The organism is Streptomyces sp. AcH 505 (assembly GCF_000818175.1).
GTDB lineage: Bacteria > Actinomycetota > Actinomycetes > Streptomycetales > Streptomycetaceae > Streptomyces.
In genome coordinates, this window is record NZ_JTIY01000001.1 from 3,164,835 (window position 1) to 3,179,655 (window position 14,821).

12 protein-coding genes are annotated in these 14,821 nt (G+C 71.2%); 10 read left to right on the top strand and 2 right to left on the bottom strand.

What is annotated here, in order from left to right; genetic code table 11:
* Positions 1–1,612: 1,612 nt before the first annotated feature.
* From HY68_RS14545 to galK, 7 genes are all read left to right on the top strand, one after another.
* Positions 1,613–3,454, top strand: coding sequence for an ABC-F family ATP-binding cassette domain-containing protein (locus HY68_RS14545; RefSeq protein WP_041988874.1), 1,842 nt, complete (start codon positions 1,613–1,615; stop codon positions 3,452–3,454).
* A gap of 201 nt (positions 3,455–3,655) precedes the next feature.
* Entirely contained in the window at positions 3,656–5,476 is a 1,821-nt protein-coding gene (locus tag HY68_RS14550) for a PQQ-binding-like beta-propeller repeat protein (protein ID WP_041988876.1), read from the top strand.
* 55 nt (positions 5,477–5,531) lie between these two features.
* A complete protein-coding gene (locus HY68_RS14555) occupies positions 5,532–7,331 on the top strand; it encodes a PQQ-binding-like beta-propeller repeat protein (protein WP_041988877.1) in 1,800 nt (599 codons plus the stop codon).
* A 135-nt stretch (positions 7,332–7,466) separates the two neighbouring features.
* Complete coding sequence (locus HY68_RS14560; protein WP_041988880.1) at positions 7,467–8,168, top strand: LuxR C-terminal-related transcriptional regulator; 702 nt, start codon at positions 7,467–7,469, stop codon at positions 8,166–8,168.
* 175 nt (positions 8,169–8,343) lie between these two features.
* The gene (gene galT, locus HY68_RS14565) at positions 8,344–9,387 is read left to right on the top strand and encodes a galactose-1-phosphate uridylyltransferase (RefSeq protein WP_041988882.1); all 1,044 of its coding nucleotides are present in this window, start codon (positions 8,344–8,346) and stop codon (positions 9,385–9,387) included.
* On the top strand, positions 9,384–10,385 hold the full coding sequence (gene galE, locus HY68_RS14570) for a UDP-glucose 4-epimerase GalE (protein WP_041988884.1): 1,002 nt from the start codon (positions 9,384–9,386) through the stop codon (positions 10,383–10,385). Before galT ends, galE begins: the two co-directional genes overlap by 4 nt.
* Positions 10,378–11,532 carry a galactokinase gene (galK, locus tag HY68_RS14575; protein ID WP_041988886.1) on the top strand — a complete coding sequence of 385 codons (1,155 nt, stop codon included), beginning with the start codon at positions 10,378–10,380 and terminating at the stop codon, positions 11,530–11,532. Before galE ends, galK begins: the two co-directional genes overlap by 8 nt.
* A gap of 25 nt (positions 11,533–11,557) precedes the next feature.
* Here the strand turns inward: galK and HY68_RS14580 are convergent, their stop codons facing one another.
* Positions 11,558–12,001 (bottom strand): GNAT family N-acetyltransferase, encoded by a 444-nt coding sequence (locus HY68_RS14580; RefSeq protein ID WP_041996074.1) that lies wholly within the window; start codon positions 11,999–12,001, stop codon positions 11,558–11,560.
* A gap of 244 nt (positions 12,002–12,245) precedes the next feature.
* On the opposite strand from HY68_RS14580, the gene HY68_RS14585 reads away from it, so the two are divergent.
* Complete coding sequence (locus HY68_RS14585) at positions 12,246–13,019, top strand: response regulator transcription factor (RefSeq protein ID WP_041988888.1); 774 nt, start codon at positions 12,246–12,248, stop codon at positions 13,017–13,019.
* On the opposite strand, the gene tamR is transcribed toward HY68_RS14585, so the two are convergent.
* Positions 12,978–13,475, bottom strand: a complete 498-nt coding sequence (tamR, locus tag HY68_RS14590; protein WP_041988889.1) for a MarR family transcriptional regulator TamR — start codon at positions 13,473–13,475, stop codon at positions 12,978–12,980. The two genes, HY68_RS14585 and tamR, sit on opposite strands and share 42 nt — an antisense overlap.
* Positions 13,476–13,583: 108 nt before the next feature.
* Between tamR and HY68_RS14595 the strand changes: the two genes are divergently transcribed.
* Positions 13,584–14,432 carry a trans-aconitate 2-methyltransferase gene (locus tag HY68_RS14595; RefSeq protein ID WP_041988891.1) on the top strand — a complete coding sequence of 283 codons (849 nt, stop codon included), beginning with the start codon at positions 13,584–13,586 and terminating at the stop codon, positions 14,430–14,432.
* Positions 14,432–14,797, top strand: a complete 366-nt coding sequence (locus tag HY68_RS14600) for a VOC family protein (RefSeq protein ID WP_041988894.1) — start codon at positions 14,432–14,434, stop codon at positions 14,795–14,797. Before HY68_RS14595 ends, HY68_RS14600 begins: the two co-directional genes overlap by 1 nt.
* Positions 14,798–14,821 lie beyond the last annotated feature (24 nt).

Here is a 14,821-nt window from a genome sequence, read left to right on the forward strand (position 1 = left end):
GGGCACCGGGCGGTGTGACGGGAGTGTCCAGCGAGGCGGCCGTCCGGGGGCCTTATGCGTGGAGGGCACATGAAGCCGGTGCGATCCTTCGAGCGGCGAGGCGGGTGGGACGGGAGTGCCCGGTGAGGCCCCCGACGGGTGCCTCTTGCGTGGCGGGTTGCGTTAGGTGCACTGCGGGGCACATCAAGCCGTTGCGGGCCCCGGGCGGTGTGACGGGAGTGCCCAGCGAGGTGGCCGTCAGGGGCCTTATGCGTGGGGGCACATGGAGCCGGTGCGATCCTTCGAGCGGCGGGGCGGGTGTGACGGAAGTGCCCAGTGTGGCGGCCGTCGAAGGCCTTATGCGTGGGGTGTTGCGTTCAACGCGCTGCGGGGCGTATCAAGCCGGTGCGGGCACCGGGCAGTGGAACGGTTGTGACTCATAGGCCAGGTGCGGCAGTCGGGATTTGCGTGAGCGGCGGCATTCCACGCACCCCGGCCCGCGACAGGCCCCGGCCGCAGCTCACTTCTGCCCCGAGGTCGACGAGGGCTCCATGGCCCCACCCGTCGCACCCACCCCGACATCCAGGGCCCTCCACCCGCCTGATGCTCCCTGCGGCGCGCCTAACGCAACACAGGACGCAAAAGACGCCCGATGGCCGCCCCACCAACCACCTCAGTCACCCCAGTCACACCCGCCACGCCCACCGGCCCGTTGCCCGGCCCCACTACCCCCGCCCGTGCACCCTCCCGCCCTACACCCACCCACAATGACCAGCGGGGCATGAGTCTTAGCCGATACCCGGTGGGGTGGACGCCGAGACAGCCCGAGTCCCCCCATGCAACTGGTGCGTGGCACCGGCCAGTCGGCCAAGCACCCGCCACCACTCCCGGGCCTGGTCCGTGGAGCCCCCCCGGCCGCCCCCCCCGAAGATGCACTTGCGGTGGAGGGCCGGGGGTCAAGGGTGGAGCGGAGCGGAATCGGCGTAGCCGACGCGACGGAGGAGCGCCCTTGATGCCCGGTCCGTAGCCGCGACACTCAAAGCTCAGGGGCGGCCCTCCGACCGGCTAACTTCCCGGCCCGCACAGGTCCCGGCTCATGCCGCCCTGACCCGCACCCTCCGCCCCACAGTGACCAGCGGGGCATGAGTCCCAGCCGATACCCGGTGGGGGTGGACGCCGAGCTGACCCGAGTCCCCCCACACAACCGCCGCGTGGCACCCGCAGCCAGCCACGCACCCGCCACCACGAGCCCAGCTCCCCCGTGGAGCCGCCCGGTCCGTAACCGCGACACTCAAACCCCAGGGGCGGCCCCACAGCCGCCCCCGACTCCCGGCCCGCACAGCCCCCGGCTCATGCCGCCCTGACCCGCACCCTCCGCCCCCCAGTGATCAGCGGGGCATGAGTCTCGCCGATACCCGGCCGGGCGGACGCCGAGCCAAGGCGAGTCCCCCACGCAACCGCCGCGTGGCACCCGCACCCGGCCAAGCCGCCGTCACGACGGCCGGGCCGGAGCCGTGACACTCAAAGATCTCGGGGCGGCCCCGCGGCCGCCCCGAATCACCGGCCCGCGCGGCTCCGCCGCTTCGTGGCGATTACCCTGGGATGTCGATCGATCCCCCGGTACAGGAGTGAAATGGCCGTCAACCTGGTCAATGTCGAGACAGTCACCAAGGTGTACGGCACCCGTGCACTGCTCGACGGTGTCTCTCTCGGCGTCTCCGAAGGGGACAGGATCGGGGTCGTCGGCCGTAACGGTGACGGCAAGACGACCCTCATCCGGATGCTCGCCAAGCTGGAGGAGGCCGACAGCGGGCGGGTGACGCACAACGGCGGGCTGCGGCTCGGGGTGCTCACGCAGCATGACTCGCTCGACCCGTCCGCCACCGTCCGGCACGAGGTCATCGGCGATCTCGCCGACCACGAGTGGGCCGGGAACGCCAAGATCCGTGACGTGCTGACCGGGCTGTTCGGCGGGCTCGACCTGCCCGGGTTCCCGCTCGGGCTCGACACCGTCATCGCCCCGCTCTCCGGTGGCGAGCGGCGCCGTATCGCCCTCGCGAAACTGCTCATCGCCGAGCAGGACGTGGTCGTGCTCGACGAGCCCACCAACCACCTCGACGTCGAGGGCATCGCCTGGCTCGCGGGCCATTTGCGGGCCCGCAGGTCCGCGCTGGTGGTCGTCACCCACGACCGGTGGTTCCTCGACCAGGTCTGCACCCGGATGTGGGACGTGCAGGGCGGCAAGGTCCACGAGTACGAGGGCGGCTACTCCGACTACGTCTTCGCCCGCGCCGAGCGCGAGCGCATCGCCGCGACCGAAGAGGTCAAGCGGAAGAACCTGGTCCGCAAGGAGCTGGCGTGGCTGCGGCGCGGCGCCCCCGCCCGTACGTCCAAGCCCCGCTTCCGCATCGAGGCGGCCAACGAGCTGATCGCCGACGTACCGCCGCCGCGTGACACGTCCGAGCTGATGAAGTTCGCCAACGCGCGGCTCGGCAAGACCGTCTTCGACCTGGAGGACGTGACGGTCCAGGCGGGCCCGAAGGTACTGCTCACGCATCTCACCTGGCAGCTCGGCCCCGGCGACCGGATCGGGCTCGTCGGCGTGAACGGCGCGGGCAAGACCTCGCTGCTGCGCGCCCTCACCGAGGCCGCCCGTACGCACGGCGATGTGCAGCCGGCGGCCGGGAAGGTGGTGGTCGGCAGGACCGTCAAGCTGGCGTATCTCTCGCAGGAGGTCGCCGAGCTGAAGCCGACGCTGCGGGTCCTCGAAGCCGTCCAGCAGGTACGGGACCGCGTCGACCTCGGCAAGGGCCGGGAGATGACGGCGGGCCAGCTCTGCGAGCAGTTCGGCTTCACGAAGGAGAAGCAGTGGACGCCGGTCGGTGACCTGTCCGGTGGTGAGCGGCGCAGGCTCCAGCTGCTGCGGCTGCTGATGGACGAGCCGAACGTCCTCTTCCTCGACGAGCCCACCAACGACCTCGACATCGAGACGCTCAGCCAGCTGGAGGACCTTCTCGACAGCTGGCCCGGGTCGATGGTCGTGATCTCCCACGACCGGTTCTTCATCGAGCGCACCACCGACAAGGTGATGGCGCTGCTCGGCGACCTGACGCTGCGCATGCTGCCGCGCGGGATCGACGAGTACCTGGAGCGGCGCAAGAAGCTCGCCGACTCGGGCGCGCCCGCCGCCCCGGCGGCGACGGTGCCCGACCCGGCCGGGTCCGGCTCGCCTGCGGGTACGGGTACGGGGGCCGCGCCGTCCGCCAAGGACGGCCGCGCCGCCAAGAAGGAACTGCAGCGGATCGAGCGGCAGCTCGACAAGATGTCGAGCCGGGAGACCACCCTCCACCAGCAGATTGCCGATAACGCCACGGACTTCGAGAAGGTGGCCAAACTGGACACCGAGCTTCGCGAACTGGTCGTCGAGCGCGACGAGTTGGAAATGCGCTGGATGGAGTTGGCGGAGGACGCGTAGCGGCGCGGCGAAGACCTCGTAACAGGCGTATCACGGGCCGGTTCTCCCTTGGGCACAGGGGCGGGACTGGCCCCTGTCGTACATCAGACCGAGTGATACAAAGAAGGCCCGCTCGACTGAAGTGACCACACGGGAGCCACTGTCCGCCGCGGCGGAAGAGATACGACGGGCGGGGAGCCGTACAACAGGGGGAAAGCGCAGATGACTCAGCCACCCAGCAATCAACCACCGCCGGGGGGCTTCGGCGCTCCGCAAGGCCCGCCTCCGCCGGAGGGCACGCCCCCGCAGGGCACGCCCCCGCAGGGCGGCACGCCGCCGCAGGGCCCGCCGCAGCAGCCGCCGGCGCCTTCCGGCCCGCCCCACACGCCTCCTGCGTACGGCTATCCGCAAGGCCAGCCGCAGCCCGGCCCCTACGGTTATCCGCAGGGCCAGCCGCAGCCGGGTCCGTACGGTCAACAGCCCGGCCCCTACGGCCAGTTGCCGAACCCGTACGGCGGCGGCTACCCGCCCCAGCAGTACCCCGGCGCCCCCACCCTGCCCCCGAACGCGGGCAACGGCGGGAACAACGGCTTCTTCAAGCGCCGGCCGGGTGTTGTCATCGCGGCCGTCGTCGCGGGGCTGCTGGTCATCGGCGGCGTCGCCTGGTTCGCCCTCGGCGATGACGACGGCGGCACCACGCCCGTCGCGCACACCAGCGACGACCCCAAGCCCACACCGACCGGTTCGGCCAGTGTCGACCAGGGCGACGGCAACGGCACCGGCCGCGGCGAGGCCGACCTCAACGCCGGCCGCAAGCCCGGCGACGCCAAGGCGCTGTGGCTGCAGATCAACAACGTGGACGTGCCGGGCGACGGCGCCGACGTCTTCGGCCCGTGGGTCGTCGGCGACACCGTCGTCAAGGCCATGTACAAGCAGATCGTCGGTTACTCCGTCACCGACGGCAAGGAGAAGTGGTCCCTCCCGCTCAGCCAGGCGGTGTGCTCGGCGCCGACCTCCCCGACGGCCGACGGGAAACTGGTCATCGCGACCAAGAAGAGCGCGGGCGATGCCGCCGACTGCGACCAGCTCCAGCAGATCGATCTGAAGACCGGCCAGGGCGGCTGGAAGAAGGAGGTCCCCGACCGCGGGACCTTCGACATGAAGCTCACCGTCTCCCTGGTGACCAGCGGTGACGTGGTGACCTACAGCCGCACCAGCTACACCGACGCCTTCCGGGTGAGCGACGGCAAGGCCCTCTGGGGCAAGATCGCCGGCAACTGCCAGCCGAACGCGATCATGGGCGGTACGACCCTGATCGCCGCCGAGACCTGCCCCAACGGGACCAGCGACAAGCTCAAGGGGCAGTTGCAGGGGCTCGACCCGCTTACCGGCAAGGCCAGTTGGACGTTCCCGCTCAAGGTCGGCTGGCAGGCCGACAAGGTCTTCTCGGTCAACCCGCTGGTCGTCTCGCTCAAGGACCACACGGACGCGTCAGCGCCGAAGTGGGGCGTCCTCGTGCTCAACCAGAACGGCACCCAGCGCACGCAACTCAGCGGCAGCGACGACCAGTTCTGGGCGGCGGACTGCGGGGACCTCAGCTTCGGCGACGACTCCCTGGAAGGCTGCAACGGTGTGGCGGCCGACGCCAACACGCTGTACCTGGCGACGAAGCCCACCAAGAAGGACATCAACACCAACGAGATCGTCGCGTTCAACCTGAACACCGGTAAGCCGAAGTGGCGCACGAAGCTGCCGTCCCGGGAGATGCTCCCCATGCGTATGGAGGGCGGGAACGTCCTGGCGTACGTCCCCGCGACGTACGGCGGCAAGGGCGGCGAGCTGGTGACCGTCGCGCCGACCGGCGGCGCCCCCAAGGTGCTGCAGAAGCACCCGGACTCGGCGGCGAAGGTCGAGAGCGGGTTCTACTCGCCGCGGTACTCCTACGTGGACGGCCGGTTCTTCCTTGTCGACCCGAGGGTCTCCGGCGGTGGCAGCGACAAGGACGAGATGTCGGTCAAGACGATGATGGCGTTCGGTCAGTGACCGGCCCCTCCTCCCCGTCCCCTTCTTCTTTCCTTCCTCACGAGGTGCGTACGTCATGACCCAGCCGCCCCAGCCCCCCAACCAGCCCGACCAGCCGCCCAACCAGCCCGGCCAGCCCCCGAATCAGCCCGGTCAGCCTCCGCAGCCGCCCAACCAGCCGCCGCAGGCCCCGCCGTCCGGTGGATTCGGCGCGCCGATCCCGCCGCAGCCGGAGCCGCAGGGACAGCCCGGCTACGGCTACCCCCAGCAGCCGCAGCCGCCGCACCAGTACCCCACCCAGCCGCAGTACGGGCAGCCGCAGTACGGCCAGCCTCCGTACGGGCAGCCCCCGTACGGCCAGCAGTACCCGACCCAGCCCCCGCAGAGCGGCCCCGGCGGCCCCGGCGGCGGGCGGAAGAAGCTGAGCGCCCAGGCGCAGATCATCATCGCCGCGGCCGTCGCCGTGGTGCTGATCGTCGGCGGCGGTGTCTGGTTCGCCTCCTCGGGCGGCGACTCCGACAACAAGGCCAAGGGCGGCAGTTCGGGAGCCACCGACGGCGGCAAGGGCGGCGACGGCGGTACGAAGGGCCTCCCCGCGGGCAAGGAGAAGGCGCCCGCCGACGTGAAGGCCACGTCCGCGTTCAACCTGCCGATGCCCACGCTCACCGTCGACGCCGATGTCCAGGGCTCGTGGCTGACCGACACGACGTACGTGAAGACGGGCATCAACCAGATCGTCGGCTACGACCTGGCCAAGGGCACCCAGCTCTGGACGATCCCGCTCCCCGGCCAGGTGTGCGCGGCGTCGAAGCACGTCAAGGACAACATCACGGCCATCGCCTTCGAGGCGAACAAGCGCACCGCATCCACCAAGTACCAGGCGTGCACCCAGATCGGCGCGATCGACCTGAAGGCGGGCCGGCTGCTGTGGAGCAAGGGCGGCGACGCCAAGTCCGGTGACACGGCTGCCTCGTTCGGCGAAGTGACGATCGGCGCCTCGACCGTGGCGGCCGGCGGCACGGACGGCGGCGTGGCGTTCGACCTGGAGACCGGCAAGCAGCTGTGGAAGCCGGAGATCGACGCCAACGGCTGCTACGACATGGGTTACGGCGGCGGGGACGCGGCGCTCGTGGCCGCCCGCAAGTGCGGCGGCTTCGACTCCCAGACCGTCACCATCGAGAACCTCAACCCGCTCACCGGCGCCGTGCTCTCCAGCTTCAAGATGCCCGACGGCGTCGAGTACGCGAGCGTCATCTCCGCCAAGCCGCTGGTCGTCGCGGCCGACGTCGGCGACACGGCCGGTGACGGCAGCGGTATCTCGGACTACTTCTCGATCGACGAGAAGACCGGCAAGCTCCGTGCCAAGATCCCGGCCGACGCCGATCAGTACGGCGGCCAGTGCGACCCCGTCCGGGTCGAGGCCTGCCAGCAGGTCGTCGTGGGCAACAACAAGCTCTACGTGGCGACGGAACCGCACGACCCGGGCGGTGAGGACGGCGGTCTGGAGACCAACGAACTCGTCTCCTTCGACCTCGCCACCGGCAAGTCGACCACGGACCGCGCGCTCGCTGGCAAGGACTCCTCGATCTTCCCGCTGCGCATGGACGGCGGCAACGTCATCGTCTACAAGGAACCGCCGTACGGCACGGGCCGGCAGATCGTGTCCATCGACGGTTCGACGTTCAAGCCGACGGTGCTGCTGGAGACGCCGAGCGACGAGAAGTCGACCAGGGCCCAGACCAACTTCAGCCCGGACTACTCGGAATTCCTCTACGGGAGCGGTCACTTCTTCATGTCCGAGACCCTGCTGAGCAAGACCGACAAGCCGACGGCCGACGACCCGAACTATCTCGCCATGGCCTACTCGGCGAGCTAGCGGGCCCTCATTGCGCGGAATTCGACAATCCGTGGGCTTCTCCCCGGTAAGGGGCGCGCGATGTCGAACAAGCGTGTAGCTTGCCGGGTCAGGATGCCGGGGGGCCCAGGCTCCAGTGTGAATGGGGGTTGGTCGATGGGCGTGCGGCTGATGGTGGTTGACGATCACCGACTACTGGCCGAGGCGCTCGCCTCTGCGCTGAAGCTGCGAGGGCACCGGGTGCTGGCGGCGGCCGCCCCCACGGCGGGCGTCGCCGAGCTGGTGGTGAGCCGGTCTCCCGAGGTGTGCCTGATGGGGACGGCGGCGCCCGCCGAGCCCGGTGTCTTCGACCCGATCGTCCGGATCAAGCGGGAGCGCCCGCAGGTGGCCGTCGTGGTGCTCGGTCCGGTACCGAGCCCGCGCGGCATCGCCGCCGCCTTCGCCGCCGGCGCCTCCGGGTACGTACGGCACGACGAGCGCATCGAGGGCGTGGAGCGCGCCATGATCAAGGCGCGGGCCGGTGAGGCGGCGGTGGCGCCGCAGTTACTGCAGGGCGCCTTCACCGAACTGCTCAACCCGGCGGCCCAGCCGGACGACGAGGGCCAGCGGCTGCTGCGGATGCTCACCCCGCGCGAGGTCGAGGTGCTGGTGCGGGTCGCCGAGGGCGAGGACACCCGGCTGATCGCCGCGGGAATGGGCATCGCGCCCAGCACGGCCAGGACCCACGTGCAGCGCGTGCTGATGAAACTCGGCGTCGGATCCAGACTCGAAGCGGCGGCCCTCGCCGCGCGCACGGGCCTGCTGGACCGGGCGATGGTGAACGGAACCGCACCGCAGGACGCCGACCCGCAGAGCTGACTTCCCACCTCCCCGTTTCGTCTCCCCCCGCCCCGTACGGTCCGCCGTGCGGGGCTCCGTCGTGCCGGGAAGCGCCCGGACGCTTCCGTGCGTACGTTCCCGTTGACGCCACTGTTTACTTGTGATTTGTTATGTGCGATTCTGTTTGGGTGTGGGTGTGGGTGGGAGAAAACCGATGAAGAAGACGGTGACGACGCTTGCCGACGGCCGTGAGCTGATCTACTACGACCGTCGTGACGACGTCGTACGCGACGCGGTCGACCGCAGGCCGCTCGGCCCGATCGCCACCACGTCCGAGATCCGCAGCGACTCGCTGCTCGGCGACGCGGTCGCCATCGCCTCGCACCGACAGGCGCGCACGTACCACCCGCCCGCCGACGAGTGCCCGCTGTGCCCCTCGCGGGACGGCAGACTCAGCGAGATCCCGGACGCCGACTACGACGTCGTCGTCTTCGAGAACCGCTTCCCCTCCCTCGCCGGGGACTCCGGGCGCTGCGAGGTCGTCTGCTTCACCTCCGACCACGACGCGTCGTTCGCCGCCCTCGACGAGGAGCAGGCCGCGCTCGTGCTGGAGGCGTGGACCGACCGCACGGCGGAGCTGGCCGAGCTGGACCAGGTCGAGCAGGTCTTCCCGTTCGAGAACCGGGGCGCCGAGATCGGCGTCACGCTCGGCCATCCGCACGGGCAGATCTACGCGTACCCCTTCGTCACCCCGCGCACGGCCCTCATGATGCGCTCGGCGCGCGAACACCGCGAGACGACCGGGCGCAACCTCTTCGACGACGTCGTCGCGCGGGAGAGGCGTGAGGGCGTCCGGGTGGTGCTGGAGGGCGAGCACTGGGTGGCGTTCGTGCCGTACGCGGCGCACTGGCCGTACGAGGTGCACCTCTACCCCAAGCAGCGCGTGCCGGACCTGCGGGCGCTCGACGAGCCGGCCCGCGCCGAGTTCCCCCGGATGTATCTGGAGCTGCTGAAGCGCTTCGACCGGATCTTCGGCGAGGGCGAGCCGGCGACCCCGTACATCTCCGCCTGGCACCAGGCGCCGTTCCACGCGGCAGGGCGCGCCGACTTCGCCCTGCACCTGGAGCTTTTCACCATCCGCCGTACTTCCGGCAAGCTGAAGTTCCTCGCGGGCTCCGAATCCGGCATGAGTGTCTTCATCAACGACGTGCCGCCGGAGGCCGCGGCCGGGCGACTGCGAGAGGTAGCGAGCGAGTGAAGAACAAGTACCTGGTCACGGGCGGTGCGGGATATGTCGGCAGCGTGGTCGCCGCCCATCTGCTGGAGGCGGGGCACACGGTGACCGTCCTCGACGACCTGTCCACGGGATTCCGCGTCGCGGTCCCCGAGGGTGCCGAGTTCGTCGAGGGCCGGGTCCAGGACGCCGCCAAGTGGCTGGACTCCTCGTACGACGCGGTGCTGCACTTCGCCGCCTCCTCGCAGGTCGGCGAGTCCGTCGCCAAGCCCGAGAAGTACTGGGACAACAACGTCGGCGGCTCGATGGCGCTGCTCGCGGCGATGCGCACCGCGGGGGTGCGCACGCTGGTCTTCTCCTCCACCGCCGCGACGTACGGCGAACCCGCCTCCGCCCTGCTGACGGAGAGCGACCCGACGGCGCCCACCAGCCCGTACGGTGCGACGAAGCTCGCCGTCGACCACATGATCAGCGGCGAGTGCGCCGCCCACGGCCTGGCCGCCGTCTCGCTGCGGTACTTCAACGTCGCCGGCGCGTACGGCAATTGCGGCGAGCGCCATGACCCGGAGTCGCATCTGATCCCGCTGGTGCTGCAAGTCGCCCTCGGCACACGGGAGTCGATCTCCGTCTTCGGCGAGGACTACCCGACGCCCGACGGCACCTGCGTACGGGACTACATCCATGTCGCCGACCTCGCCGACGCCCATCTGCGGGCGCTGGACGCCGCGGTGGCGGGCGAGCATCTGATCTGCAACCTCGGCAACGGCACCGGATTCTCGGTCCGCGAGGTCATCGAGACCGTGCGCAAGGTCACCGGCCACCCCGTGCCCGAGGTGGTCACCGGGCGCAGGGGCGGGGACCCCGCCGTCCTCGTCGCGTCGGCCGAGACCGCGCGCGGCCGGCTCGGCTGGGTCCCGAGCCGTACGGATCTGGCGGGCATCGTCGCGGACGCGTGGGCGTTCGCGCGTGAGCGCGCACAAGAGCGTGAGCAGGCACAGGAGAAGGAGAACCAGGGTGAGTGAAGCCGCCGCCGAGACGTTCCAGGAGCTGTACGGCGCCGCACCCGACGGCATCTGGGCAGCGCCGGGCCGGGTCAACCTGATCGGTGAGTACACCGACTTCAACGACGGCTTCGTGATGCCGCTCGCCCTGCCGCACACCGCTGTCGCCGCGGTCTCCCGGCGGGACGACGGGATCCTGCGGCTGCACTCGGCCGACATCCCCCAGGGGGTCGTCCAGCTCGACGTCGCCGAACTCGCGCCGCACCCCGACGCGGGCTGGTTCGCGTACCCGGCCGGTGTCGTCTGGGCGCTGCGGGAGGCCGGGCATCCGGTCACCGGCGCGGACATCCATCTCGCGTCGACCGTCCCGACCGGGGCGGGCCTCTCGTCCTCGGCGGCCCTGGAGGTCGTCACGGCGCTCGCCCTGAACGACCTGTTCGGGCTCGGCCTGAGCGCGTCGCGGCTCGCCGTCCTCGCGCAGCGCGCCGAGAACGACTTCGTCGGTGTGCCCTGCGGGATCATGGACCAGATGGCGTCGGCCTGCTGCGAGGACGGCAACGCGCTGTACCTCGACACCCGTGATCTCTCCCAGCGCCAGGTCCCGTTCGACCTGGCGGCGCACGGGCTGCGGCTGCTCGTCGTCGACACGCGCGTCAAGCATGCGCTCGGCGACGGCGCGTACGCCGAGCGGCGCGCGGGGTGCGAGGCGGGCGCGCGGGCGCTCGGCGTACCTGCCCTGCGCGACGTGCCGTACGCGGAGCTGCCTGCGGCGCTGGAGCGGCTGGCGGGGGAGAGCGAGAACGTACGCCGCTACGTACGCCACGTGGTGAGCGACGACCACCGCGTGGAGCAGGTCATCGCGCTCCTCGACGCGGGCGACATTCGCGCGGTCGGCCCGGTCCTGGTGGCTGGGCACGACTCGCTCCGCGACGATCTGCGGGTGTCCTGCCCGGAGCTGGACCTGGTGGTCGCAGCGTCGACGGCGGCGGGCGCGCTCGGTGCCCGGATGACCGGCGGCGGGTTCGGCGGCTCGGCGGTCGTGCTGGTCGAGGAGGCCGAGGCGGACGCGGTGGCCAAGTCCGTCACCGAGGCTTTCGCCGTGGCCGGTCACACCGCGCCCCGCGTCTTCACCGCCGTACCGTCGAAGGGGGCGCACCGGGTGCGCTGAGCCCCCTCGTCGTGGCCGGGCGCCGTCAGGTGAGGGTCTTGACCAGGATGAACTCGGTGACGCCCGGCGGGTAGTCGGCGACCTGCCCCGCGATCTCGTACCCCTGCTTGCGGTAGAACCCGGGCGCCTGGAAGTCCCAGGTCTCCAGCCGGGAGCGGGCGCAGCCCCGCTCCCGCGCGAGCCGTTCCGCCTCGGCGAGCACACGGCTGCCGAGGCGGGCGCCGCGGTACCTGTCGTCCACCCACAGCAGGTCCACATGGAGCCAGCGGGCCCAGGTGCGGCCGGTCAGGCCGCCGGCCAGCGCACCGGTCGACTCCTCCAGCAGCCAGACGTGCAGCGGCACTTCGTCGCCGAGCGGGCTGTCGCGCAGGGTGCGCAGGACGGGGGAGCGTTCGGTGTTCGTGTCCCGCAGGCGCTCGCCCAGTGCCGTGCGCCGGTCCTTGTCGACTCCTGTCTCCAAACGAAACATGGGTCCCACCATAAACACCCAGGCCAATCAGTTCTGCAATTTACCTTCCGCTTGGGGCGCCCGGCCGTACGCTGATGCACAGCACCGGTGGGGGCCGGTGCTGATCAGGGGTGGAGACAGTCGGGCAACGACGCCCGGGGTGGGGTAGCGGTCATCACGCGGCGGCGGCCGTGCCATTGACGTATCACCCGCACACCGGGCGCGGTCCCCGCGGCGTCCACTCCCCGCCTTCAGGGGGTGTCCATTGGTACGTATCCGGGTTCTGGTGGTGGATGACCACCGTATTTTCGCCGAGTCGCTCGCCGCTGCCCTGGCAGCCGAGCCCGATGTGGACGTGGCGGCGGCGGGCAGTGCTCCTGCCGCGCTGCGGTGTCTGGATCGGGCGGCGGGCGAGGGCCGCAAGTTCGATGTGATGCTCGTCGACGCCGATCTGGGCATGGTGGCGGGACCGGTTCAGGTGCCGGTCGCGCGCGCTGTGCCCGACAACGGCGATCTGTCGCTGGTCGACGGCATCTCGCTGGTGGCGGGGGTCCGTTCGGGCCAGCCGTCCGTCCGTAGCGTCGTGCTCGCCGAACGGGACGACCAGCGCCGCGCGGCGCTGGCGCTCCAGGCGGGCGCCTCGGGCTGGGTCGCGAAGGACTGCTCGCTGCAACGGCTGCTGGCGGTGATACGGGGCGTCCTGCGGGACGAGACGCATCTGCCGCCCGCGCTGCTCACCGGCGTCCTGCGGGAGCTGACGGCGGCGCGCAAGCACCGTACGGAGAGCGAGCAGCTCGTCGAGTCGCTGACACCGCGCGAGCGCGAGGTACTGCGCTGCATGGTGGCCGGGCTCGGCCGCAAGGCCGTCGCCGAGCGGCTCTTCCTCTCCCCGCACACGGTCCGCACGCATATGCAGAACGTGCTCGGCAAGCTCGGCGTGCACTCCACGCTGGCCGCCGTCGCGCTCGCGCGCAGGGCCGGGGTAGGTCCCGCCGACCTAGCCGGGGATGTTGTCGAACGGGGCGGTCAACTGGCGTAGCAGACCGGCCAGCTCGCCGCGCTGCGCGCGGGACAGCTCGGCGAGGAGCGCGCGCTCCTGAGCCAGCAGCCCGGCGAGCGACTGGTCCGCCCGGTCCTGCCCTTCGACGGTGAGCCGTACCAGCACACCACGCCGGTCGCTCGGGTCCGGCAACCGCTCGACCAGGCCTTTCTTGGCCAGCCTGTCGATACGGTTGGTCATCGTGCCCGAGGTGACCAGGGTCTGCGTCAGCAGCTGCCCTGGCGAGAGCTGGTACGGCGCACCGGCGCGCCGCAGCGAGGTCAGTACGTCGAACTCCCACGGCTCCAGGTTGTGCTCGGCGAAGGCGAGCCTGCGGGCGCGGTCGAGATGGCGGGCGAGCCTGCTCACCCTGCTCAGCACCTCGAGCGGTTCCACGTCGAGGTCAGGGCGCTCGCGGCGCCACGCAGCAACCAGACGGTCGACCTCATCCTCCATGGCGATCAGTGTAGAGGGTCCCTCGACATGAAGTCTCTTGACGTCAAGATACATCTGATGCAGAGTGGGCCATATCCGCCTTCCCGCCAGCTCCGAAGGGGCCCCGCCATGCCCGCCACGCCGATCTGGGACCCGAACCAGTACCTGCGGCACGCAGGACACCGCACCCGGCCGTTCCTGGACCTGCTCGGCAGAATCCCCGACCTCCCGGCCGGGAACGGCGGCGCGGGCGGCGCCGGCGGTGAGCCGCCCAGGATCGCCGACATCGGCTGCGGCGCCGGGAACGTCACCGCGCTCCTCGCCGACCGCTGGCCCACCGCCCGCATCACCGGCTTCGACAACTCCCAGGCGATGCTCGACCGGGCGCGGGTGGGGTACGAGGGCCCCACCCCGGGCGGCGGCCTCCTGGAGTTCAAGGCCGCCGACGCCGCGCGGTGGACGCCCGACGAGCCGTACGACCTGATCGTCTCCAACGCCGCCCTGCAATGGGTACCGGGCCACAGCGCCTCCTTCCCCGCCTGGATCGAAGGCCTGCGGCCCGGCGGCGTCCTCGCCTTCCAGGTCCCCGGCAACTTCACAGGCCCCAGCCACCGGCTGCTCGCCGACCTGTGCGACAGCCCGCGCTGGCGCCGCGTCCTCGGCGACCGGCCGCTGCGCGACACCGACATGGTCGACCCCGCCGACTACCTGGCCACCCTGACGGACCTCGGCTGCACGGCCGACGTCTGGGAGACGACGTACCTGCAGCTGCTGACCGGCGACGACCCCGTCCTCGACTGGGTCAAGGGCACGGCGCTGCGCCCCGTGCTCACGGCGCTCGGCGACGACGCGGCGGCGACGGCGGAATTCACCGCCCAGTACCGCGACCTGCTCCGCACGGCCTACCCCCGTGGCCCGCACGGCACGGTCTTCCCCTTCCGCCGGATCTTCGCCGTCGCCACGCGTACGGCCGCCTGATGCTGGCCGCCGTCGACCATGTGCAGCTCGCGGCCCCGGCCGGCTCCGAGGAGGCCCTGCGCGGCTACTACGCGGGCGTCCTCGGCATGACGGAGATCCCCAAACCGCCGCAGCTCGCGGCCCGGGGCGGCTGCTGGTTCCAGGCCGGGCCCGTCCAGCTCCACCTGGGGATCGAGCGGGATTTCCGCCCGGCGAAGAAGGCCCACCCCGGGCTGCGCGTCACCGGCATCGAGGAGTACGCCAGGCGCCTGGAGCGGCTGGGGGCGCCGGTGTCCTGGGACGGGGACCTCCCGGGCCACCGGCGCTTCTACTCCTTCGACCCGGTCGGCAACCGGCTCGAATTCCTGGAGCCGATCCCGAGCTGAGAGGCGGCCGAGCAGGCCAGGGCC

Bases quoted from the DNA above. Each gene is read 5' to 3' on its own strand.
- HY68_RS14580 (WP_041996074.1), bottom strand. From the start codon at position 12,001: ATGTTTCGTTTGGAGACAGGAGTCGACAAGGACCGGCGCACGGCACTG.
- galT (WP_041988882.1), top strand. From the start codon at position 8,344: ATGAAGAAGACGGTGACGACGCTTGCCGACGGCCGTGAGCTGATCTAC.
- HY68_RS14555 (WP_041988877.1), top strand. From the start codon at position 5,532: ATGACCCAGCCGCCCCAGCCCCCCAACCAGCCCGACCAGCCGCCCAAC.
- HY68_RS14595 (WP_041988891.1), top strand. From the start codon at position 13,584: ATGCCCGCCACGCCGATCTGGGACCCGAACCAGTACCTGCGGCACGCA.
- HY68_RS14560 (WP_041988880.1), top strand. From the start codon at position 7,467: ATGGGCGTGCGGCTGATGGTGGTTGACGATCACCGACTACTGGCCGAG.
- HY68_RS14600 (WP_041988894.1), top strand. From the start codon at position 14,432: ATGCTGGCCGCCGTCGACCATGTGCAGCTCGCGGCCCCGGCCGGCTCC.
- tamR (WP_041988889.1), bottom strand. From the start codon at position 13,475: ATGGAGGATGAGGTCGACCGTCTGGTTGCTGCGTGGCGCCGCGAGCGC.
- HY68_RS14545 (WP_041988874.1), top strand. From the start codon at position 1,613: ATGGCCGTCAACCTGGTCAATGTCGAGACAGTCACCAAGGTGTACGGC.
- HY68_RS14550 (WP_041988876.1), top strand. From the start codon at position 3,656: ATGACTCAGCCACCCAGCAATCAACCACCGCCGGGGGGCTTCGGCGCT.